Origin of the sequence: Tangfeifania diversioriginum, assembly GCF_900141875.1 — a bacterium.
Taxonomy (GTDB): Bacteria; Bacteroidota; Bacteroidia; order Bacteroidales; family Prolixibacteraceae; genus Tangfeifania; species Tangfeifania diversioriginum.
In genome coordinates, this window is record NZ_FQZE01000023.1 from 30,517 (window position 1) to 50,660 (window position 20,144).

General features: G+C 42.7%; 17 protein-coding genes, 2 tRNA genes and 1 riboswitch. Of the genes, 15 read left to right on the forward strand and 4 right to left on the reverse strand.

Annotation, left to right across the window (positions count from 1 at the left end; all coding sequences use genetic code 11):
- Positions 1-89: 89 nt before the first annotated feature.
- Positions 90-884: a hypothetical protein gene (locus BUC07_RS14230; RefSeq protein ID WP_073170801.1), complete on the reverse strand. Its 795-nt coding sequence runs from the start codon at positions 882-884 to the stop codon at positions 90-92.
- Between the two features lie 59 nt (positions 885-943).
- On the opposite strand from BUC07_RS14230, the gene BUC07_RS14235 reads away from it, so the two are divergent.
- From BUC07_RS14235 to BUC07_RS14275, 9 genes are all read left to right on the forward strand, one after another.
- A complete protein-coding gene (locus tag BUC07_RS14235) occupies positions 944-1,456 on the forward strand; it encodes a TrmH family RNA methyltransferase (RefSeq protein ID WP_073170804.1) in 513 nt (170 codons plus the stop codon).
- Between the two features lie 211 nt (positions 1,457-1,667).
- Positions 1,668-3,008: a carboxypeptidase-like regulatory domain-containing protein gene (locus BUC07_RS14240; protein WP_073170807.1), complete on the forward strand. Its 1,341-nt coding sequence runs from the start codon at positions 1,668-1,670 to the stop codon at positions 3,006-3,008.
- On the forward strand, positions 2,989-3,630 hold the full coding sequence (locus BUC07_RS14245) for a hypothetical protein (protein WP_073170810.1): 642 nt from the start codon (positions 2,989-2,991) through the stop codon (positions 3,628-3,630). The genes BUC07_RS14240 and BUC07_RS14245 overlap by 20 nt, the downstream gene beginning before the upstream one ends.
- Before the next feature lie 383 nt (positions 3,631-4,013).
- Positions 4,014-4,955, forward strand: coding sequence for a hydrogen peroxide-inducible genes activator (locus BUC07_RS14250; RefSeq protein WP_175552539.1), 942 nt, complete (start codon positions 4,014-4,016; stop codon positions 4,953-4,955).
- Between the two features lie 45 nt (positions 4,956-5,000).
- Positions 5,001-5,085: transfer RNA gene (locus tag BUC07_RS14255), tRNA-Leu, on the forward strand.
- Positions 5,086-5,164: 79 nt separating this feature from the next.
- Positions 5,165-6,517, forward strand: a complete 1,353-nt coding sequence (gene tig, locus BUC07_RS14260) for a trigger factor (protein WP_073170813.1) — start codon at positions 5,165-5,167, stop codon at positions 6,515-6,517.
- 94 nt (positions 6,518-6,611) lie between these two features.
- A complete protein-coding gene (gene clpP, locus BUC07_RS14265) occupies positions 6,612-7,292 on the forward strand; it encodes an ATP-dependent Clp endopeptidase proteolytic subunit ClpP (RefSeq protein ID WP_073170816.1) in 681 nt (226 codons plus the stop codon).
- Positions 7,292-8,524, forward strand: coding sequence for an ATP-dependent Clp protease ATP-binding subunit ClpX (gene clpX / locus BUC07_RS14270; RefSeq protein ID WP_245792711.1), 1,233 nt, complete (start codon positions 7,292-7,294; stop codon positions 8,522-8,524). Before clpP ends, clpX begins: the two co-directional genes overlap by 1 nt.
- A 251-nt stretch (positions 8,525-8,775) precedes the next feature.
- On the forward strand, positions 8,776-9,459 hold the full coding sequence (locus tag BUC07_RS14275) for a fasciclin domain-containing protein (protein WP_073170819.1): 684 nt from the start codon (positions 8,776-8,778) through the stop codon (positions 9,457-9,459).
- A 70-nt stretch (positions 9,460-9,529) separates the two neighbouring features.
- Here the strand turns inward: BUC07_RS14275 and BUC07_RS14280 are convergent, their stop codons facing one another.
- The 3 genes from BUC07_RS14280 to BUC07_RS14290 all read right to left on the reverse strand — a co-directional run bounded on the left by BUC07_RS14280 (position 9,530) and on the right by BUC07_RS14290 (position 10,993).
- Positions 9,530-10,357: an SAM-dependent methyltransferase gene (locus tag BUC07_RS14280; protein ID WP_073170822.1), complete on the reverse strand. Its 828-nt coding sequence runs from the start codon at positions 10,355-10,357 to the stop codon at positions 9,530-9,532.
- 188 nt (positions 10,358-10,545) lie between these two features.
- A complete protein-coding gene (locus tag BUC07_RS21670) occupies positions 10,546-10,842 on the reverse strand; it encodes a GIY-YIG nuclease family protein (RefSeq protein ID WP_073170825.1) in 297 nt (98 codons plus the stop codon).
- Positions 10,843-10,919: 77 nt separating this feature from the next.
- A tRNA-Ile gene (locus BUC07_RS14290) sits at positions 10,920-10,993 on the reverse strand.
- A 221-nt stretch (positions 10,994-11,214) separates the two neighbouring features.
- Positions 11,215-11,327, forward strand: a riboswitch (SAM riboswitch).
- Positions 11,328-11,547: 220 nt separating this feature from the next.
- Between BUC07_RS14290 and BUC07_RS14295 the strand changes: the two genes are divergently transcribed.
- From BUC07_RS14295 to BUC07_RS14320, 6 genes are all read left to right on the forward strand, one after another.
- Positions 11,548-12,711, forward strand: coding sequence for a homocysteine biosynthesis protein (locus tag BUC07_RS14295; RefSeq protein WP_073170828.1), 1,164 nt, complete (start codon positions 11,548-11,550; stop codon positions 12,709-12,711).
- Positions 12,704-13,114: an NIL domain-containing protein gene (locus tag BUC07_RS14300; RefSeq protein ID WP_073170831.1), complete on the forward strand. Its 411-nt coding sequence runs from the start codon at positions 12,704-12,706 to the stop codon at positions 13,112-13,114. Before BUC07_RS14295 ends, BUC07_RS14300 begins: the two co-directional genes overlap by 8 nt.
- Positions 13,111-13,890 carry a UPF0280 family protein gene (locus BUC07_RS14305; protein WP_073170834.1) on the forward strand — a complete coding sequence of 260 codons (780 nt, stop codon included), beginning with the start codon at positions 13,111-13,113 and terminating at the stop codon, positions 13,888-13,890. The genes BUC07_RS14300 and BUC07_RS14305 overlap by 4 nt, the downstream gene beginning before the upstream one ends.
- Positions 13,891-13,966: 76 nt before the next feature.
- Positions 13,967-17,623 carry a methionine synthase gene (metH, locus tag BUC07_RS14310; protein ID WP_073170840.1) on the forward strand — a complete coding sequence of 1,219 codons (3,657 nt, stop codon included), beginning with the start codon at positions 13,967-13,969 and terminating at the stop codon, positions 17,621-17,623.
- Between the two features lie 236 nt (positions 17,624-17,859).
- Positions 17,860-19,002, forward strand: coding sequence for an ATP-binding protein (locus BUC07_RS14315; RefSeq protein WP_083578274.1), 1,143 nt, complete (start codon positions 17,860-17,862; stop codon positions 19,000-19,002).
- Positions 19,003-19,197: 195 nt separating this feature from the next.
- Positions 19,198-20,142 (forward strand): CPBP family intramembrane glutamic endopeptidase, encoded by a 945-nt coding sequence (locus BUC07_RS14320; RefSeq protein WP_073170843.1) that lies wholly within the window; start codon positions 19,198-19,200, stop codon positions 20,140-20,142.
- Positions 20,143-20,144: the final 2 nt, after the last annotated feature.

A 20,144-nucleotide genomic window follows, 5' to 3' on the forward strand; every position in this document is an offset into this window, starting at 1 on the left:
CCTCCCCATGATTTTCGCAGAAAAGCCATTTTAAAATCTGCGTTTATCAGCGCAATCAGCGGGAACATAATAGTTGGGACAGACATAAATTAATTAACATTCAACTGTCTCTGCAGCACCGCAATTTCAGCTTCCAGCTGATTTCTTTGCTTTAAAGCTTTTGAAAGCTCAAGCGCATCTTTAACGGCTTGCTTGTCGTAACTTTCAAGAATAATGTAATAATATTCATCGCCCAGGAAAACGGCTTTCAGGCGGCGGTCGATATTGTTCGCAATAAATTCCATCACGCCGTTGTCCTTTCCGTTGCGGTAGGTCACTTTTTCCCATTTGGCTTCCATAAAATCACTCCGGTGATTGTCCACGGTCCCAATGGGAATTTCTTCGGTTTTGGCATCATCTCCCTGATCGTAAACGCGCAACGCCGTGTGATTCAGCCAGTTTTCACCGTGATAATTACTGCTCAAATATATTTCGCCGCGCTCATCGAGGTGCACTTTTATGTAGGAGCGATCCCACGCCCGCTCAAAATTTTGCCGTTTGTGAATGTACTGCGTATATCGGTCAAACTCGGTTTTCTCTTTTTGAAAAGGTTTTTCAAGCTCTTCAATATTCACATTCAATGAATCGAGTTGTGCTTCTTTGCGGTGAAGCAAATCGAACTGCACTTCAGTCCTCAGGTTTTTTGCTGCGTTAACCGCATAAGCCGCTTTGGGGTACAATTGTGGGATGCTGTCGAGGTGGCGCAACGCAGCAGTGGTGTCATTTTTTTGCAGAAGCGATTGTGCCTGTTGCATTTTCTGCCTGGCTTTGTCTTCGTCGGAAGGGCCGCAGGAAACCATGAAAATGGCAACAAAAAATAAAATTGTATAATCTGAAATCCTCATTTTTTCGTTGTTTTGTACAAAATTACTATTTTATCCTGATAACAAAACATAGCAGCAGCATGAATACCAACTCGGTGAGATTTTTTCAGGAGAAACAGCTTAACCCTGTTTCCCAAAACTGCGAGCTCATTCTGGCTGCATGGGAAATTAAAAATCCTTCCAACCTGGGGCAAACCATCAGGCTTGCACACAATGCGGGAGCCCAAAAAGTTTATTTCATAAACAACTGCCCGGTTTTCAGGGAGTCGAAAATCAAAAAAACAGCCGGGTTTTCATTCGACCAAATGAACTGGAAAATCTTATCAGAAGAAGAATTTTTCGCGGGAATTGAGGAAGACCAGCAACTTGTTGTGCTGGAAACCTGTTCCGGTTCCGAAAATATTTTTGAAGCAGATCTCCCTGAAAAGATAATCCTGCTGGCCGGCAACGAATCGCACGGCCTGCCACCCGAAATCATTCAAAAAAGCAAAAAGAAAATTTTCATTCCCATGCCGGGAGGTTGCAAATCGATGAATATTTCGCATGCGTTGGCAGTTGCTTCCTTTGAATGGTACCGGCAACAAACTGTTTGAGTAAAACTGACACACATCCGACCATTAAAAAAAATTTGTTTTTATTGCTTGAATGCCATAAATTTATATAGCAGTTAAAAGATGTTAAACCCTGTTTTGGCACCCTAAGAACAGGATAACAACCAAAGATAATGCAAATTATTTTTCCAAATATCAACAAACTTACTGGGTAAGCCTCCCTGCCTGGTGAAATCATTTAAAAATAAACGCTATGACCAAAACAAATCTTTTCTTTTTGTACCAAAAATTTATGCGGATTACCCTGTTACTATTTTTAGTATTACATGCAAATACCTCTTACGCCCAGTGGCTGAAGTTTGTTGGCAGTGTAGTTGACATTGAAACCAACCAACCGATTCCGTACGCCAATATTTCGGTTTTTAATATGCCGGTTGGAACCTGTACAAATTCCTACGGAGACTTTATGCTGAACCTGCCGGACAGCCTGGCGAGAGACAGACTGGATATTTCGTGTATCGGGTATAAAAGCCGATCCTTACCCATAGATTCACTTATTGGGAATGATACCCTGCTTTTTTTGCTTGAACCCAAAGCATATCAGATTGAAGATGTGGTGGTTGTACCCGGCGAAAATGATGTACATTCCCTCATAAAAAATGTAATCTCCAAAATCAACAACAACTATTCCCGAAGAAAATATTTTCTGGAAGCATTTTTCAGGCACAGGGTTTATAATATTAAGGAAAACAACAGGACAGTCCGGTTATCGGAAGCTGCCGTATCCATTCATCAAAACCACTATTCTGATGACCGGAAAAAGGTGCAAATTAATGAAATAAGAAACAGTAACAACTATGCCGAACTAAGTACTTCTGCAGGGCAAAAACTTTTATACACTGCTTTGGGCGGAAATCAAAACCCCATCTACCGGTCATTGAAGGTGGAGCGGTTGGCACAAAAACGTTTTCTACGAAAACTATCTAAAAACAAACATTACTCGGTATCGTTGAAAGACATTAGTTTTTTTGACGATGCCCTGATGTATGTAATAGAATTTAAACAGGAATCCTGGGAGTTTCTGTTTAAAAAATATTACACAACACATACCTACAGAAAGTATCGTTATTATGTGAATGCAAATGACTTTGCCATTTTAAAAGCTGAAGATATTGATATTAGTTATAATTCCCAGATGATTGGTATGAAAAATGATTCCGTTGGCAGAAACGATTTTATCCAGTACAGGAAATTTGATGAAAAGTATTACCCTACGTATGTCCATTTCTACGGAATGATACCTGATATGGTGGCTAAAAACGACACGGCAAATTTCTACATGCATGAAGCAGATCTTATGGTAAATGAAATTGCCAGGCGCAGGAGAGACTATGACCGGATTAAAAGCAGGAATATTATGAATAAAAATACAACCCTTTGGGATTTGGAATACGAGTATAATCCTGAATTCTGGGAAAATTACAACCTGTTGCTCGACCACCCGTTAAATCCGGAATACAAAAAAGACCTTGAATTTGAAGAACCACTGGATAAACAGTTTAAACAAGAAACCCATGTTAAAAGCAGAAATTAAAGACATACTGGAAAAACCGGCCTGGGTGTTATTAATCGCGGCAACACTGTTTTATCTAACCGGGCTTTTCCTGTTCAGCCATTTTGTTTGGAGTAGCAATATCTATGAATATAATTATACGGCAGAGACCGGATTTGAGAATTATATCGATATGGTGAGGAGGATTGATTTTGTCAGGTATGTATTGTCTCCTGTGTATATTTTTTCCCTTTCAGGAATTGCAATGGGGTTAATCAAAATCGGGTTAATGGTGCACAATATTGAATTGGGAAATAAGCTTTTATTCAAAATTATTCTCATTGCTACCTTTTTCCTTTCACTTCCGCTTTTGGTAAAATCGGTATGGTTTGTACTTATACAGGGAAGTTACACGATGAACGAGGTCAAGTATTCTTACCCGCTGTCGGTATTATATTTTTTTGACCCCGCCGAGTTGCATGAAAAACTGGTGAAGGCATTGGGAAGGTTGAACCTTTACCACCTGGCATTTATGCTATTTATTGCCTGGTGTATCAGAATTTATACCAACCACTCTTTAGTGCGTCTTTTCGGCATTGTGATTTATACTTACGGATTGGGCTTTTTGCTGCTTCAAATGATAATGATCCTTATTTTTATGTAGTTATGAAAAAAATTTATGTGCGATCATTATACTTTATTACGGCTAAGAGCTGATTTTCCGGCCCGCTTTCGAAGAATTGGTCCTCTGTTAAATATTCACCTGGTAGCAGGTACCTCGCCCCCGTCCCGTAACCATAAAAGCGTTGATGTCAGCGAGATATTGAAGATTTTGCCAGTTATAAATCTCCATGAGCCGAATACAGATTATTTGCGGCTCAAACAGATTAAATTTCATGAGCCGAAAACACGAATGAATCGGCTCATTACCGGATTATCTTTCACATGGAATTGCCAGTTAATATTTTGTTGCCAAACCACTTTATCCCACCTTTCTTATTGCATCAGGCAATTAATTTCTATTTTTAGGGTCAAATTTTATACGCCATGATTACGCTGACCCAGTTGGAATATATTGTAGCGGTGGATACGTATCGCCATTTTGGCAAAGCCGCCGAGTCGTGTTTTATCACCCAGCCCACACTTTCCATGCAAATAAAAAAGCTGGAAGAGGAACTTGAGATCATCATTTTCGACCGCAGCAAACAACCGCTGATACCAACCGATGTGGGACAGCGAATTATCGATCAGGCACGGGTAATCCTGAAACAATCGGAAGAAATCGACAACATCGTAAAAGAACACAAAAACCAGGTTACCGGGCTGTTGCGCATTGGAATAATTCCCACACTCGCCCCTTACCTGCTGCCGGTTTTTATTGGCAGGTACAAAAAAAATTATCCCAACATTTTTATAAAAGTTGTTGAGCAAACCACCGATAATATTGTTGACCTGCTGAACCGCGACCTGATTGATGTAGGAATTTTGGTTACTCCGCTGAAAGAGGAAAAAATTATTGAAAAGCCGATATTTTACGAGGAAATGTTGATTTACACCAATCCCAGCCATAAGCTCCACAGGCAAAAACAAATTACCATAAAAGACATTGCCACCCCGGAAATATGGCTGCTTAGCGACGGGCACTGCTTTCGCGATCAAGTGGTCAACCTCTGCTCCTTCCTCGGGACGGTTGACAGTGAATTGCCTTTCCATTTTGAAGCCGGCTCGCTGGAAACCCTCATGAACATTGTTGATCGCGAAGGCGGAATTACCCTTATCCCGGAGCTGGCTAAATTCAGCATGCACGAAACTCGTTTGACCAATGTTCGCTCGTTTACAAATTTTCATCCGTTACGCGAAGTGAGCCTGGTCTATTCCCGCCATTTTGCCAAACATAAACTCATCAACCTGCTCTGGCGCGAAATACAGGAAGACATTCCGAAAAATATGAAGGACGACTCCAGGGGCACTGTGGTTGAGTGGAAATAATTTTCCGCATTCAAAAAAAATATTTACCTTTGCGCCCTGTTTTTCGCGGACGTGGCGGAATTGGTAGACGCGCCAGACTTAGGATCTGGTGCCTTTCGGCGTGGGGGTTCGAGTCCCTTCGTCCGCACCAGCACCGCCGGCATTCATTTTAAAAAACGATTGCCGGCGGTGATTTATGTATTTACAGGAATTAATATTTAATAGTCAATATGAACATCACCAGGGAAAATACCGACAATGTTAATGCAGTTTTAAAAGTGCTGATTGAAAAACCGGATTACGAGAAACCGGTTGAAAACAAACTTAAAGAGTACCGGCAAAAAGCCGATATTCCGGGGTTCAGACCCGGAAAAGCACCAATGGGGCTCATTAAGAAACGATTTGGAAAATCTGTGCTCCTCGACGAAGTGAACAACCTGCTGTCGCAAAAACTCACCAGTTATTTGATGGAAGAAAAACTCCAGATACTGGGCGAACCGCTTGCCAACGAAGATCAGCAAAAAGCCATTGACTGGGATAATGATGAAAACTTCGAATTTGTTTTCGACATTGCCCTGGCACCCGAAATTGAGGTTCCGTTAGATGAAAAAGACAAAATCAACTACTATAAAATCAAGGTTTCCGACGACATGGTCAATGAACAGATTGACATGATTAAATCGCAAATGGGCCAAAACAAGGAAATCGATGAAGTAAAAGAAGATGGATTGGTACGCGGCGATTTTGTTGAACTCGACAATGAAGGCAACGAAAAAGAAGACGGTATAAAACCGGAAGGTGTTTTGCTTGCCATCGATTTAATCAAAGATAAAGACATTCAGAAAGAATTTATCGGCAAGAAGAAAGGTGATGTCATCGTTTTCGATCCTGTAAAAGCTTACGAGGACGTGCACGAGGTGCAGCACATGCTGAACATCAGCCACGAGCAGGCACACGATTTGAACAGCGAATTCAAGTTCACTATTAATGAAACCCTTGAATTTGAGAAAGCTGAACTGAACGAAGAACTCTACAAAAAAATATATGGCGAAGACACTGACATTAAAACAGAAGAAGATCTCCGCAACCGCCTGAAAGAAGAACTGGCTTCAAACCTTGTTCACTCTTCAGAACAACGCTTTGCCATGGACGTGCGCGACACATTGATTGAAAAAGTGAACCCCGAACTGCCGGAAGCTTTTCTGAAACGCTGGCTGAGGGTGGCCAACAAAGATGTTACCGAAGAGCAAATTGAAAATGATTTCGACGGTTTCCTGAAAGACCTGAGATGGCAACTGATTAAAGACTTCATTATTAAAGAAAATGAATTGAAAGTGGAGGAAGAAGAAGCTTTTAACTTTGCCAAACAACTGGCACAGGCACAATATGCCCAGTACGGCATTCCAAATGTTCCGGACGACCAGCTCGAATCGTTTGCTAAAATGATTCTTGAAAAACAGGAAGAAAAAGAACGCCTTTACAACAAACTGCTTGAAGATAAGGTAGTGGGTGTAGTAAAAGACAAAGTTTCGCTAAATGAAAAAGAGGTAACGCAGGAAGAATTTACCGAACTATCTAAATAAACTTTGCTGCACGTATCAGCAAACAACTTTTTTGTAACTTTGTAGTTTAGCGAAATTAAATTGCAAAGTTACTTTCATTATAAGAGAGAATAACATGGACAAACATAACGAATTTAGAAAATACGCAACAAAACACGAAGGCATCAGCAGTTCAACGCTCGACCGTTTCAGCTCAGCCTACGGAAATTACATTTCGCCCACCATTATTGAAGAGCGACAACTGAACGTGGCTTCAATGGATGTGTTTTCACGGTTAATGATGGATCGCATTATTTTCCTCGGTGTTCCGATTGACGATACGGTGGCCAACATTATTCAGGCACAGTTGCTGTTCCTGGAATCAACCGATCCCTCGAAAGATATCCAGATATATTTCAACACCCCGGGCGGTCATGTACATGCCGGATTGGGAATTTACGACACCATGCAGTACATTTCGGCCGATGTGGCTACCATTTGTACCGGGATGGCCGCCTCAATGGGCGCAGTTTTGCTTACCGCCGGAGCCAAAGGAAAACGTTCGGCACTGCGCCATTCACGTGTGATGATTCACCAGCCGATGGGTGGTGCCCAGGGACAAGCATCCGACATTGAAATTACGGCACGCGAGATTCTGAAAATTAAAAAAGAGTTGTATGCCATCATTGCCAAACATTCAGGAAAATCTATCAAACAGGTGGAAAAAGATGCCGACCGCGATTACTGGATGACTTCTGAAGAAGCAGTGAAATATGGCATGATCGACGAAATTCTGGAAAGAGAAAAGAAAATATAATGGCAACAAAAAAAGAAATGGATAAGTGTTCATTTTGTGGCCGCGAAAAAAAGGAAGTTAACCTGTTAATTGCCGGGATTGACGGGCACATCTGCGACCGTTGTGCCGAGCAGGCCTATTCCATCATTCAGGAAGAAATAAAACAAGACAGTTCTTTCAACCTCGATGGGGTGCAGCTTTTAAAACCAAGGCAAATAAAGGAATTTGTCGATCAATATGTTATCGGTCAGGATGAAGCAAAAAAAATTATTTCGGTAGCGGTTTACAACCACTACAAACGGCTCACCCAGCCTGTTGATGAAGATGAAACAGAGATTGAAAAATCGAACATCATTTTGGTGGGTGAAACCGGGACAGGAAAAACACTGCTGGCGCGCACCATTGCCAAAATGCTGCATGTGCCGTTTACCATTGTAGATGCCACTGTTTTAACCGAAGCCGGATACGTAGGCGAAGACATCGAAAGCATTTTAACACGCCTTCTGCAAGCTGCCGATTACAACACCGAAGCAGCTGAACGCGGGATTGTTTTTGTGGATGAAATCGATAAAATCGCCCGCAAAAGCGATAACCCGTCAATCACCCGCGATGTTTCGGGAGAAGGCGTTCAACAGGGACTGCTGAAACTTTTGGAAGGTTCGGTTATTAACGTGCCGCCACAGGGAGGCCGCAAACACCCGGAACAAAAACTCATTCCGGTGGACACCAAAAATATACTGTTTATCTGCGGCGGGGCATTCGATGGCATAGAGCGAAAAATAGCCAACCGCCTGAACACCAAAGTGATTGGCTACAGCGCCGCCAAAGAAGTGGATCGTATCGAGCGCGAAAACCTGCTGCAGTACATCGCTCCGCAGGATTTAAAATCGTTCGGGCTGATTCCCGAAATCATTGGCCGTTTGCCGGTGCTGGTCCACCTCGATCCGCTCAACAGAGAAGTACTCCGGAACATTCTCACCGAACCTAAAAATTCGGTCATAAAGCAATACAAAAAACTGTTCCAGATTGACAACATTGAGCTGGAATTCGAGGAGGAAGCACTGCAGTATATTGTTGAAAAAGCGGTGGAGTTCAAACTGGGTGCACGCGGATTGCGTTCAATTTGCGAAAGCATTATGAACGATGCCATGTATGAAATGCCTTCGGAAAAAACCGACAAGCTTAGCATCTCAAAAGAATATGCTAAAAACAAAATGGATCGGACGAGTATTCGCAGGCTAAAAGCAAGTTAATTATCAGCTTAAAATATTAATTGAAGAAACCGGGATTTACGTTCCGGTTTTTTTCTTTCCAAACATGCGAAACCTTATCTAAAACTACAAAATGCATATTTAACATTTTTTAACAATCAATTGATTGCCCAGTAAAATATGAGAAATTAATTAGTAATTAACTTTTTATTAGAATACTATTAGGATTTTATAAAACTTTTTATCATCCATTATCGTTCTTTTGTTGGTTTTTAAATATAAATTATTAAACAATGAAAAAACAGAATTTTAAAAAGATGATGAACTTAAGAAGTTTTGCTCTTATCGCAATTTTTGCCGTTGCCGTATTCGCAACAAGTTGTAACAAGGCTGATGACGGGTACATACCCGAAGATGTAGCTGCCAGTCAGGATTTGGAGCTTAAAAAAGGGAAACCAGACAATGTTGGCCCAAAAGGTGCGCCGGCTCCCGGTGAATTCACCATTGCCGAGATTGTTGTCGCATCTGCTAATCCAAAAGCCCCAAATAAAGAGGCAGAATTTACATTACTTCTCGCAGCTCTTGAGTATACCAATCTTACCGGAGTTTTTACTGGTGGAGGGCAATATACTGTATTTGCACCAACAGATCAGGCGTTTATAAATTTAGCGACTACGCTCGGAGTAGATCCAAGTAATCCTTTTGAAGAAATTGATAACTTATTAGGTGAAGGAACTGTTGCCAATGTGCTTCTCTACCATGTAACCGAAGGGCGCAGAGCGGCAAACAGTGTTGTGCCACCGAGGGGAACAAAAACTATTGAAACGTTGCTTGAAGGTGCTTCTTTTTCGGTTTTCACTGAAGATGGAAATGTATTCATTGATGCAATCGGAAATGAAGCTCAAATACTTGCTACTAATATTTCCGCCTCAAATGGTATTGTTCATGAGATTAACACAGTTCTTTTACCGCTTTAATAATTCAACCATAATATGATACTAAATGAAGGCTGTCTGGATTTACCGGGCAGCCTTTTTCACAAAACAGCTATTCCAAAACAGCCTTCCAGTTTTCTACTGTTTTGTTTTCCCCGGCATGAATCTGGATAATTCCTTCAATTTTCTCACCCTTCACCTGACCGCTGTAAATAAATTTCTTTTGAGTTGAACTATCAGTTGCAGTGAAACTGATTCTCTCGCCCGAAAGAAAATTGTTTTCAACTTTTAAAGATGAATCGTCTGACAAAACAGTGAGATAAATATCCTGAAATTTTTGCCGGGCTCTCATTTCAAATCTTTCGCCACCGGACTCCCAGCTCCAGGTACCTTCCACATTTGCCGGGATTACCCAGAAGAATACTGAGTGGTCGTTCACCCTCACATGTTTATCAGCTTTCCAGTCGTCCATGCTAAAATCGTGTGAAACAAGGCGCGAACCCGGTTCAAGTTTTTCAAGCAGTGAAGGACGCAGTTTAATGTTAATGGTAGGAAAAAGGTACATGGTAATCACATTGGCTTTGCTGAAATCGGTATCGTAAATATTTTCTTCCACAAATACCACTTTATCAGTCACGCCCTCTTTTTCGGCATTTTCACGCGCTTCCTTAATACGCTGCGGATCCAAATCCACCCCATGCGCAAAAGCGCCACGTTTTGCAGCAGCTATAACAATCCGGCCGTCGCCGCATCCAAGGTCAATGACATAATCGCCCGGACCAACACCCGCCATGTCGAGTATTTCTTCAACCACAAAATCGGGTGTGGGCACATAAGCTACATCCAGGCTCTGGGCAGGTGAATAGATGAAGAAAAACAGAAATGCAATCAGGCCGAAAAATGATTTGATTTTTAAATTTAGCAAATTTCGATTTCTCATAATACGGAAGCTAGTTCATACAAATTTAAAAACCTGTTTTTACATTTTCCTTTTTATTATCAGAAAATTGCATTCAGCAGCGAACAAAAAAAAAGAGATGCAAAATCATAATTTGCAACTCTTTGATTTTCTGTGGGCCCACCTGGGCTTGAACCAGGGACCACCTGTTCCGATAGCTATCGGAAGAGTCAGGTGCTCGTCTCGTAATTCAGCTTGCTTTGAAGTTCCGGGTATTGTTTTAGGTTTCTGATAAATATTTTACTCTTCATTGATTTTATTTTTCGCTCCATTCGGATTGCATGAGGATAGTCATTCGCTTCAATCGAGAGAAAAACTTCCCAATCATTAGCCATTGCAGTATACCGGTGTTTACCGTAACTATGATCATTGTGTTTTTCAAGCCGTTTTTCAACATTGTCATTTGTTGCGCCAACATAGAACTTGTTTAATTTTTCACTAAACAGGATATAGCATGAAGCGCTCATAGGTTAATAGTTGAAATTATAAAAGTCATAAAATAATAAAAGCATTTCCATATCTGAAAATGCTTTGTTGTTTTCTGTGGGCCCACCTGGGCTTGAACCAGGGACCACCTGATTATGAGTCAGGTGCTCTAACCAACTGAGCTATAGGCCCTATAAGTTTCGGGATTAATGTTCAAAATTTAAAAAATATAAATCCTGAACTTAAATCCGAAATTCGGAGTGCAAGTTTACAACTTTGTACGAAAATACACAAGCAAAATTTCTGAAAACAAAGCCTCCGGCACACTTTTCTTTTTCAAAATCAAAAATATTTGATTTCCCGAAAAATCAGCTAACTTTGTAATATATCAAATATTCTTCGCACAGGGTGTTTGATTATACAGAAGAGTGGAGAGATCGGGCTCTGTGAAACTCTGGCAACCAACCGTCTGTCGGATGACGGATGACAAGGTGCCAATACCCGGCCGGAAACGGAATTATAATTGAAACGCTATCATGAAACAACTGCATTACAAATTATTTTACTCTACTTATTTACACGGGGCAAATATGTGCATGCACCGGCGGTTTTAACCGCGTTACAGAATATTACCATTATTATTATCATTATTACGATATTGAAGAAAGAAGACAAAAATAAATGACCAATGATTCCTTCAGCAGGCATCTTCGGGCTCCCGTCTTCCGACTTCCAACTTTTCTATTATGTCAAAAATAAAAACCTACGCAGAAATTAATCAGAAACTCAAAAGCGGCAAAGCTGTGGTATTAACTGCCGAAGAAGTTTCAAAACTGGCACAAACAGCCAGCCCGGAAGAGATTGTTGAAAGAGTAGATGTGGTAACCACTGCCACCTTTGGCGCGATGTGCTCATCCGGTGCCATAATCAATTTTGGCCATGCCAGTCCACCCATCCGCATGGAAAAAATCAGGTTAAACGGCGTGCCCTGCTACGAAGGACTGGCTGCTGTGGATTCCTACATCGGCGCAGCGGCCTGCAATCCCGACAACCCTGAATATGGCGGTGCACACGTTATTCAGGACCTGCTGGAAGGGAAAGATGTGCTGCTTGAAGCATGGGGCAAGGGAACCGACTGCTATCCGCGAAAATACATCAAAACAAAAATCAACATCGAAACCATTAACGAATTTACGCTTTTCAACCCGCGAAATGCCTACCAGAACTACAACGTGGCGGTGAACACTACAAAAAAAATGATTCACACTTACATGGGAACATTGCTGCCCAATCTTCGAAATGCAACCTACTCAACATCAGGCGAATTGAGCCCACTCCTGAATGATCCGGATCTCAGAACAATCGGCATTGGTACACGAATATTCCTGGGTGGTGCACAAGGATTTGTAGTTTGGAACGGCACCCAGTTTCACACCACCAAACCGAAAAATGAATTCGGCGTTCCCGTTACCAATGCAGCTACAATTTCGGTAATTGGAAATCTGAAAGAGATGTCGTCCGGGTACATTCAGGGCGCTTATTACGAAAAATACGGCGTGAGCATGTTCGTAGGAATCGGGGTTCCTATTCCGGTTTTGGATGCCGACATTGCCCGCCGCGTTTCAATCAACAACAGTCAGATAGAAACTTCGGTACTCGATTACGGGACAGTCGGTCAACCCAAACTCGGACAGGTTTCCTATGAAGAACTGCAATCGGGATTCATAAAAATAAAAGGTAAGAAAGTACGGACAGCACCGGTGGCCAGTTTATCGAAAGCACGGGAAATTGCCGGGGAACTGAAAGAGTGGCTGCAAAACGGAAAGTTCGAAATCACACAACCTGTGCAACATTTCCCGCAAAACACTTCGCTGAATAGTTTAAAAGAAACGGAGGCCGACAATGATTAAGAAAAGATACATCCTGAATTTTCCACCCGAAAGCGGAGACAAGGCTTTTACCTATCACCTCGTAAAAGATTACGACATTCGCATTAACATTCTCAAAGCCGAAGTTTTTCCCGGAAAAAGAGGAAGCTTACTTCTTGAACTTCAAGGCAAAAGAAATAACATTGAGAATGGGGTAAAGTACATTCAGTCGCATAAAATTACATGTGAACCACTCGATAAACGCATTCATTTTAAAGAAGAAAATTGCATCGATTGCGGCAACTGCACCGCCGTGTGCTTTGCCGGTGCCCTCACCATGAACAGGGAATCGTGGAAGCTTGAATTTGACAAAAACAAATGTGTGGTTTGTGAGTTGTGTATTCCGGCCTGCCCGTTAAACCTTTTTGAAATTGATTTTAGATGAATAAAGATTTAGAAAAACTATTTCAGCAAAAATTTGAAGAACGGACCTATCGCAGCCAGTTCAACACTTCCCGTTTTGCAGGTTTCAAAATTAAATTTCAGGAAACCGATTTGTGGATTGGCGTTGATCCGGAGTCTTTCAAACCCGGGATGAAAAATGTGGCGCTGAATAAAATAAAAGAATTGCGCGATAAACTCGACAACTACATCCAATCCGACCCCTTTTTTAAGAAAAGCCTGAAACCGTTTCAGCCCAATGAAAATGCACCCGGGGAAGCAATTGAAATGGCTCAGGCAGCCGGCAAGGCCGGAATCGGGCCAATGGCAACAGTGGCAGGACTCTTTGCCCGCGAAGTGGGGAATGAAATTATTCAGAACTTTTCGGTTGGGGAGTTGGTTATTGAAAACGGCGGTGACATTTTTGCCTTGTTGAAAAAAAACCTCGTTCTTTCCGTTTTTGCAGGTGATTCCCCATTGTCAGAACGAATCGGGCTCGAAATAACAACGGGAACCAGTCCGCTGGGAATTTGCACATCAGCCGGCACAGTGGGACCATCGCTAAGTTATGGAAAAGCCGATGCGGTAGTTGTGGTTGCTGAAGATGCGTTGACAGCCGATGCTTTTGCCACCGCATTTGGCAACAAGGTAAAATCGCCCAATGATGTGGAAAAAGTGATTAGCCTCGCAGAAAAATCTCCCGAAATACTTTCATTGTTAATTATTTGTGAAGACAAAATTGGAGTACGGGGTGAATTTGAAATAAAAATATTGAAATAGAAAATTTAACCGCAAAGGCGCTGTGACGCAAAGAAAAACTCCGCGAAATTGTGTCTCTGCAGTAAAAAACAGGAAAATGGTTATTCAAAAAGAACTTCAATCCCGGGTATTGGTGATGGACGGCGCAATGGGGACACTTATTCAGGAATATAAACTGACGGAAGCAGATTACCGGGGTGAAAAGCTCAAAAATGCGGAACACGATCAACAGGGAAATAACGACATCCTCTCGTTGACGCATCCTGAAATAATTTCTGCGATTCACGAAAAATACCTGGAGGCGGGTGCGGATATCATTTTAACAAACACGTTCAATGCCAACCGTATTTCGCAGTCCGATTACAACACGCAGGATTTGGTGTATGAGATGAACAAAGCCTCGGCCATGATTGCCCGCAAAGCAGCAGATAATTTCACCAAAAATAATCCAGAAAAACCCCGGTTTGCAGCCGGCACACTCGGCCCCACCAACAAAACGTTGTCGCTTTCCCCTGACGTAAACGACCCGGGTTACCGGGCAGTCACATTCGACGATATCAAAACCGCTTACCGCGAACAGGTTGAAGGGCTTATTGACGGAGGCGCTGATCTGATTCTTATTGAAACGATATTCGACACATTGAATGCCAAGGCAGCCATTTTTGCTGTTGAAGAAGCGCTGGAAGAACGCGGAATGCGCCTGCCACTAATGATTTCGGGCACCATTACTGATGCCAGCGGAAGAACACTTTCGGGACAAACGCTCGGTGCGTTTCTGAATTCGCTTTCACACATCGACCTGCTGAGTATCGGGTTGAACTGTTCACTGGGGGCCAGCGAACTGGAACCTTACGTAAAAGAATTGTCGCAAAAAGCACCATTTAATATCAGCGCCCACCCCAATGCCGGACTGCCCAATCAGTTTGGCGAGTATGATGAGACACCTGAAATTATGAGTGCCCACATAAAAGATTACCTCGACAACAGTTATGTCAATATCATTGGCGGTTGCTGCGGAACCACACCCGACCACATCCGGGAATTCGCCAAAATGGCTGCAATGGCAAAGCCACATCATTTAGCCGACAAAAGCAGCAATACAAAACTAAGTGGCCTTGAACCGGTAGAACTCACCAGCGAAACCAATTTTGTAAATATTGGCGAACGCTGCAATGTGGCCGGTTCGCGTAAATTTGCACGTCTTATCCGCGAACAAAAATACGAGGAAGCGTTGGCAATTGCCCGCGATCAGGTGGAAAACGGAGCACAGGTAATCGATGTGAACATGGACGACGCCATGCTTGATGCCGAAAAAGAGATGGTTACTTTTCTGAACCTGATGATGGCAGAACCCGACATTGCCAAACTTCCCGTAATGGTCGATTCTTCAAAGTGGCATGTTATTGAAGCCGGATTGAAATGCCTGCAGGGAAAGGCAATTGTCAATTCCATCAGCATGAAAGAGGGCGAAGAAAGTTTTATTGAACAGGCAAAAAAAATAAAGCGCTATGGAGCAGCTGTTGTAGTAATGGCTTTCGACGAAAAAGGCCAGGCCGATTCGTATGAACGACGAATCGAAATTTGCAGGCGCGCCTACAACCTTCTTACTGAAAAAGTAAATTTCCCGCCCCAGGACATCATTTTCGATCCGAACGTACTGACTATCGGAACCGGAATTGAGGAGCACAACAACTACGCTGTCGATTTTATTGAAACAGTAAAATGGATTAAGGAAAATCTGCCACACGCCAAAACCAGCGGGGGCATCAGCAATGTTTCGTTTTCGTTCAGGGGAAACAATTTGGTTCGAGAAGCCATGCACTCCGTTTTCCTGTTTCACGCCATTAAGGCGGGGCTCGATATGGGAATCGTAAACCCGGGAATGTTGCAAATTTATGATGAAATTCCAAAAGAGCTGCTCGAAAAAACAGAGGACCTCGTACTGAACCGCCGGCCAGATGCAACGGAACGCTTACTCGAATTTGCCGAAGACTACAAAAGCGAAGGCAAAAAAGAGGAGAAAAAAGATGTGTGGCGCGAAAAACCACTGGAAAAACGGATTTCCCACTCGCTTGTAAAAGGAATTCCTGATTTTGTCAATGAAGACATGGCCGAAGCCATTAAAATATATCAGCCGGCACTGAATGTAATCGAAGGTCCGCTGATGGACGGGATGAACATTGTGGGCGATTTGTTTGGCAGCGGAAAAATGTTCCTGCCGCAGGTAATTAAATCGGCCCGCGTAATGAAAAAAGCAGTGGCCTACCTCCTGCCCTACATTGAAGCCGACAAAGCCAAAATGAAAGACACCAGCAAGCAAAAGAAAGTGCTGCTGGCCACCGTAAAAGGCGATGTGCACGACATCGGGAAAAACATTGTGGGCGTGGTTTTGGGTTGCAACAATTACGAAATCATCGATTTGGGCGTGATGGTCCCCACCGAGAAAATACTCGACACTGCCCAAAAAGAGGAAGTGGATATTATTGGGTTGAGCGGATTGATCACTCCTTCCCTGGAAATTATGGTGGACATTGCCAAAGAGATGGAACGCCGGAAAATGGATTTGCCGCTGCTGATAGGCGGTGCTACCACATCAAAAATTCATACCGCTGTTAAAATCGAGCCTGAATATTCGCACCCGGTCGTTCATGTAAAAGATGCATCCCTGGCAGTTAACGTCACCTCGAATTTAATTGCCCGGAATGAAAAGTACATACAGAAAATAAAAGACGATTACAACCAGATGCGCAAATTCCAGGGGCAGCGTAAACCCAAAGAATACCTGACACTGGAGCAGGCGCGCGAAAACAAACAGCAAATTGACTGGGACAGTTCGCCACTCTACAAACCCAATTTTACCGGGGTGAAGCATCTCGTTGATTATCCGTTGGAAGAATTACGGGAATACATCGACTGGACCTTCTTTTTCCTCACCTGGGGAATGAAAGGAATCTATCCGCAAATTTTTGATGATGAAAAACAGGGCGAACAGGCGCGGAAGTTGTATGCCGAAGCCAACGAATTTCTGGATGAAATTATTGAAAAGAAAATGCTGCAGGCCAATGCTTCTTTTGCCATCTGGCCGGCTAATGCTGACGGAGACGATGTCGTTCTTTTTGAGGATGAAAACCGGCAAAATGAAATCGGTCGTTTTTTGCATTTCCGACAACAGGAAAAGAAAAAAGGAGGTTCACCCAACCTCTGCCTCTCCGATTTTGTAGCACCAATACATTCCAATAAAGCGGATTACGTTGGTGGATTTGCCACTACGGCCGGCATTGGCATTGAACCATGGAAGGAGGAATTCCGCAAAGACCACAACGACTACAAAGCCATTATGCTGGAAGCGCTGGCCGACCGGCTGAGTGAAGCGTTTGCAGAGTTGCTGCATTTACGCGTTCGTAAAGAGTTCTGGGGGTATGCACCCGACGAAAACCTTTCGCACGAAGAACTGCTGAAAGTGAAATACCAGGGAATCCGCCCGGCATTGGGTTACCCGGCCTGCCCGGAACATTCAGAAAAAGAGAGTTTGTTTGATTTGCTAAAAGCTGAGGAGATCGGCATGAAACTGACGGAACATTATGCCATGTATCCCAACGCCTCGGTTTCGGGGCAGTATTTTGCGCATCCCGAATCGCGCTATTTCAGCCTCGAAAAAGTGAGCCGCGACCAGGTGGCCGATTATGCCCGCCGTAAAGGAAAACCGGTGGAGTTTGTGGAGAAATTTCTGCCAACTAATTTGAATTACAAATAGCGCCCCCTCCAACTCCCGCAAGCTGGCGGGGAGGGAAAGAAAAAATGGCCAGCATGTGCTTCATAAGTCAAATGAAGGTGTAAAATAAAAAATAATAACCACTTCTCAACCTTGAAAATCTAAAGTCTGACTTTAGGATTTCAAGGTTAATTTTTATTATTTACTGTGAAAATCTAAAATTTAGATTTAGAATTTCACAAAATTTACCTACTTTTGATACAAATGACAAAGAAAAAATGGAAATTTTCAGGCCAGATTTTTTAAAAGAAATTGAAATTTCAATTCGGAATAATCCGGTTACGGCGATTATGGGACCACGACAATGTGGAAAAACGACCCTGGCACGGGTTGTTGCCCAATCAACAGAAAGTACCATATTCGACCTAGAAGACCCGGCAGATTTCGATTTGTTGAGCAATACTCCCAAAATCATTCTGCAGCAACAAAAAGGGTTGATCATTTTAGATGAAATACAGCGTATTCCGGAGTTATTTCCCCTTCTCCGGGTTCTGGCCGATGAAGCTGACTCCACCAGAAAATTTCTGATACTTGGCAGCGCTTCCCCCGAATTAATTCAAAAATCATCGGAAAGCCTCGCCGGACGAATTGGATTTATTAACCTTACAGGATTCAAGTTGAATGAAGTAGGGACTGAAAACCTGGAAAAGCTTTGGGAAAGGGGTGGTTTCCCCCGCTCCTACCTTGCACCGGATGATGAGCAAAGTTTTTTATGGAGAGAAAATTTCATACAAACATTTCTGGAAAGGGACATTTCAAATTATGGATTCAACATACCTGCTGTAACATTGCGACGATTCTGGCTGATGCTTGCGCACTATCATGGTCAGGTTTGGAATGGCGCTGAATTTGCCCGGTCGATGGGAGTTTCGGAGCCTACTGCAAAAAAATACCTCGATATTCTTACCGGAACATTTATGATACGCCAGCTTCAACCCTGGCATGAAAATTTAAAAAAAAGGCAGGTAAAGTCTCCCAAAATTTACATCCGCGACAGTGGCGTATTACATGCCCTTTTGTCGCTCGAAGGAAATAAAATATTCACGCACATAAAAGTTGGCGCTTCGTGGGAAGGATTTGTAATTGAACAGCTTCTTCAACAATTAAAATCACGCGATTATTATTTCTGGCGGACCCACTCAGGGCTGGAGCTCGATTTGATGGTAGTAAAAAATGCAAAAAAACTGGGTTTCGAAATTAAATTTTCTGAATCGCCGAAAGTAACCCGTTCCATGCATTCTGTTATTGAAAACCTAAACCTCGATAAACTTTACCTGGTTTACAGAGGTGAACGGAGATTGATGCTGGCCGAAAACATTTATGCGCTGCCGGCAGCAGCTATTCCCGGACATAAGTTTTAATGGCCTTTTTCCAATAATTCCAATTGTTTTTCAAACTGAGCCTTAAGTGAAATTTTTAAAATACAAGGGTTAATGCCCACGTAGTGATCCCTTCGGGACGATAGACAATTGAAAAGGCTTAAAGAATGAAATGATTTCAAGGCTCATTCAATTGCTAATCGGTATAAAAACTATCTTTGCCTCAAAATTTTTAATATGGTTTTTACTGCTTTTCGGGGAATGAAACCGTTCCCGCAACTGATGTTTTCGGCATTTGTAATTATTGTAAGCTTTTTGCTGTTCATGCTCGTTTCGCTGGTGGCGGCCATCCCGCTTTTCGGTCTCGATTCCATGATGAGTATTCCCTCCGCAAGCAACATGAACGATCCGGAGAGCATTAAAATGCTGAAATACTTTCAGGTTGTTCAATCGTTCGGGCTTTTCATTGTTCCCCCAATTATTCTGGGCTGGCTTTTTCACGGCAAAATTACCAACTACCTGAACCTGGACAAAAGAACAAACGCTGCGTCCATATTTCTGGTAACACTCCTGATAATATTCGCCCTGCCACTCATCAATTTTATTGGCGAATGGAACACCCAAATGAATTTTCCGGAATGGTTATCGGGTGTGGAACGCTGGATGAAAAATGCCGAGGAAAACGCTGCCGAACTTACCGAAGTCTTTTTGAAAGTTGAGACCACCAGCGGGTTGTTGTTCAACCTGTTTATGATTGCTTTGCTGCCGGCCATTGGTGAGGAGTTGCTGTTTCGGGGAGTAATTCAGCGTATTTTTACAAGAATGATGCAAAACCACCACTGGGGTATTTGGATTTCAGCTATCCTGTTCAGTGCACTGCATATGCAGTTTTATGGTTTTGTACCTCGCATGCTGCTGGGTGTTTTGTTCGGCTACCTACTGGTTTGGAGCGGGTCCATGTGGCTGCCCATTATTGCTCATTTTATCAACAACGGGTTCGCGGTGATTGCCATGTATTTGGTCGATAAAAATATGGTCAATCCGAAAGTGGAAAGCATCGGTTCCTCGCCGGATGAATACCTCGCCATCGGTTTCAGCCTGATTGCAGTAGTCCTTATAATGTGGCTCATAAAAAAAGAGAACCGAAAAAATGCTTTCGGCTCCCTTCAATCAAACAAGTAATT

Bases quoted from the DNA above. Each gene is read 5' to 3' on its own strand.
- clpP (WP_073170816.1), top strand. From the start codon at position 6,612: ATGGACAAACATAACGAATTTAGAAAATACGCAACAAAACACGAAGGC.
- BUC07_RS14275 (WP_073170819.1), top strand. From the start codon at position 8,776: ATGAAAAAACAGAATTTTAAAAAGATGATGAACTTAAGAAGTTTTGCT.
- BUC07_RS14250 (WP_175552539.1), top strand. From the start codon at position 4,014: ATGATTACGCTGACCCAGTTGGAATATATTGTAGCGGTGGATACGTAT.
- BUC07_RS14280 (WP_073170822.1), bottom strand. From the start codon at position 10,357: ATGAGAAATCGAAATTTGCTAAATTTAAAAATCAAATCATTTTTCGGC.
- tig (WP_073170813.1), top strand. From the start codon at position 5,165: ATGAACATCACCAGGGAAAATACCGACAATGTTAATGCAGTTTTAAAA.
- BUC07_RS14235 (WP_073170804.1), top strand. From the start codon at position 944: ATGAATACCAACTCGGTGAGATTTTTTCAGGAGAAACAGCTTAACCCT.
- BUC07_RS14305 (WP_073170834.1), top strand. From the start codon at position 13,111: ATGAATAAAGATTTAGAAAAACTATTTCAGCAAAAATTTGAAGAACGG.
- BUC07_RS14315 (WP_083578274.1), top strand. From the start codon at position 17,860: ATGGAAATTTTCAGGCCAGATTTTTTAAAAGAAATTGAAATTTCAATT.
- BUC07_RS14245 (WP_073170810.1), top strand. From the start codon at position 2,989: ATGTTAAAAGCAGAAATTAAAGACATACTGGAAAAACCGGCCTGGGTG.
- BUC07_RS14295 (WP_073170828.1), top strand. From the start codon at position 11,548: ATGTCAAAAATAAAAACCTACGCAGAAATTAATCAGAAACTCAAAAGC.
- BUC07_RS14230 (WP_073170801.1), bottom strand. From the start codon at position 884: ATGAGGATTTCAGATTATACAATTTTATTTTTTGTTGCCATTTTCATG.
- BUC07_RS21670 (WP_073170825.1), bottom strand. From the start codon at position 10,842: ATGAGCGCTTCATGCTATATCCTGTTTAGTGAAAAATTAAACAAGTTC.
- metH (WP_073170840.1), top strand. From the start codon at position 13,967: ATGGTTATTCAAAAAGAACTTCAATCCCGGGTATTGGTGATGGACGGC.
- BUC07_RS14300 (WP_073170831.1), top strand. From the start codon at position 12,704: ATGATTAAGAAAAGATACATCCTGAATTTTCCACCCGAAAGCGGAGAC.
- clpX (WP_245792711.1), top strand. From the start codon at position 7,292: ATGGCAACAAAAAAAGAAATGGATAAGTGTTCATTTTGTGGCCGCGAA.
- BUC07_RS14320 (WP_073170843.1), top strand. From the start codon at position 19,198: ATGGTTTTTACTGCTTTTCGGGGAATGAAACCGTTCCCGCAACTGATG.
- BUC07_RS14240 (WP_073170807.1), top strand. From the start codon at position 1,668: ATGACCAAAACAAATCTTTTCTTTTTGTACCAAAAATTTATGCGGATT.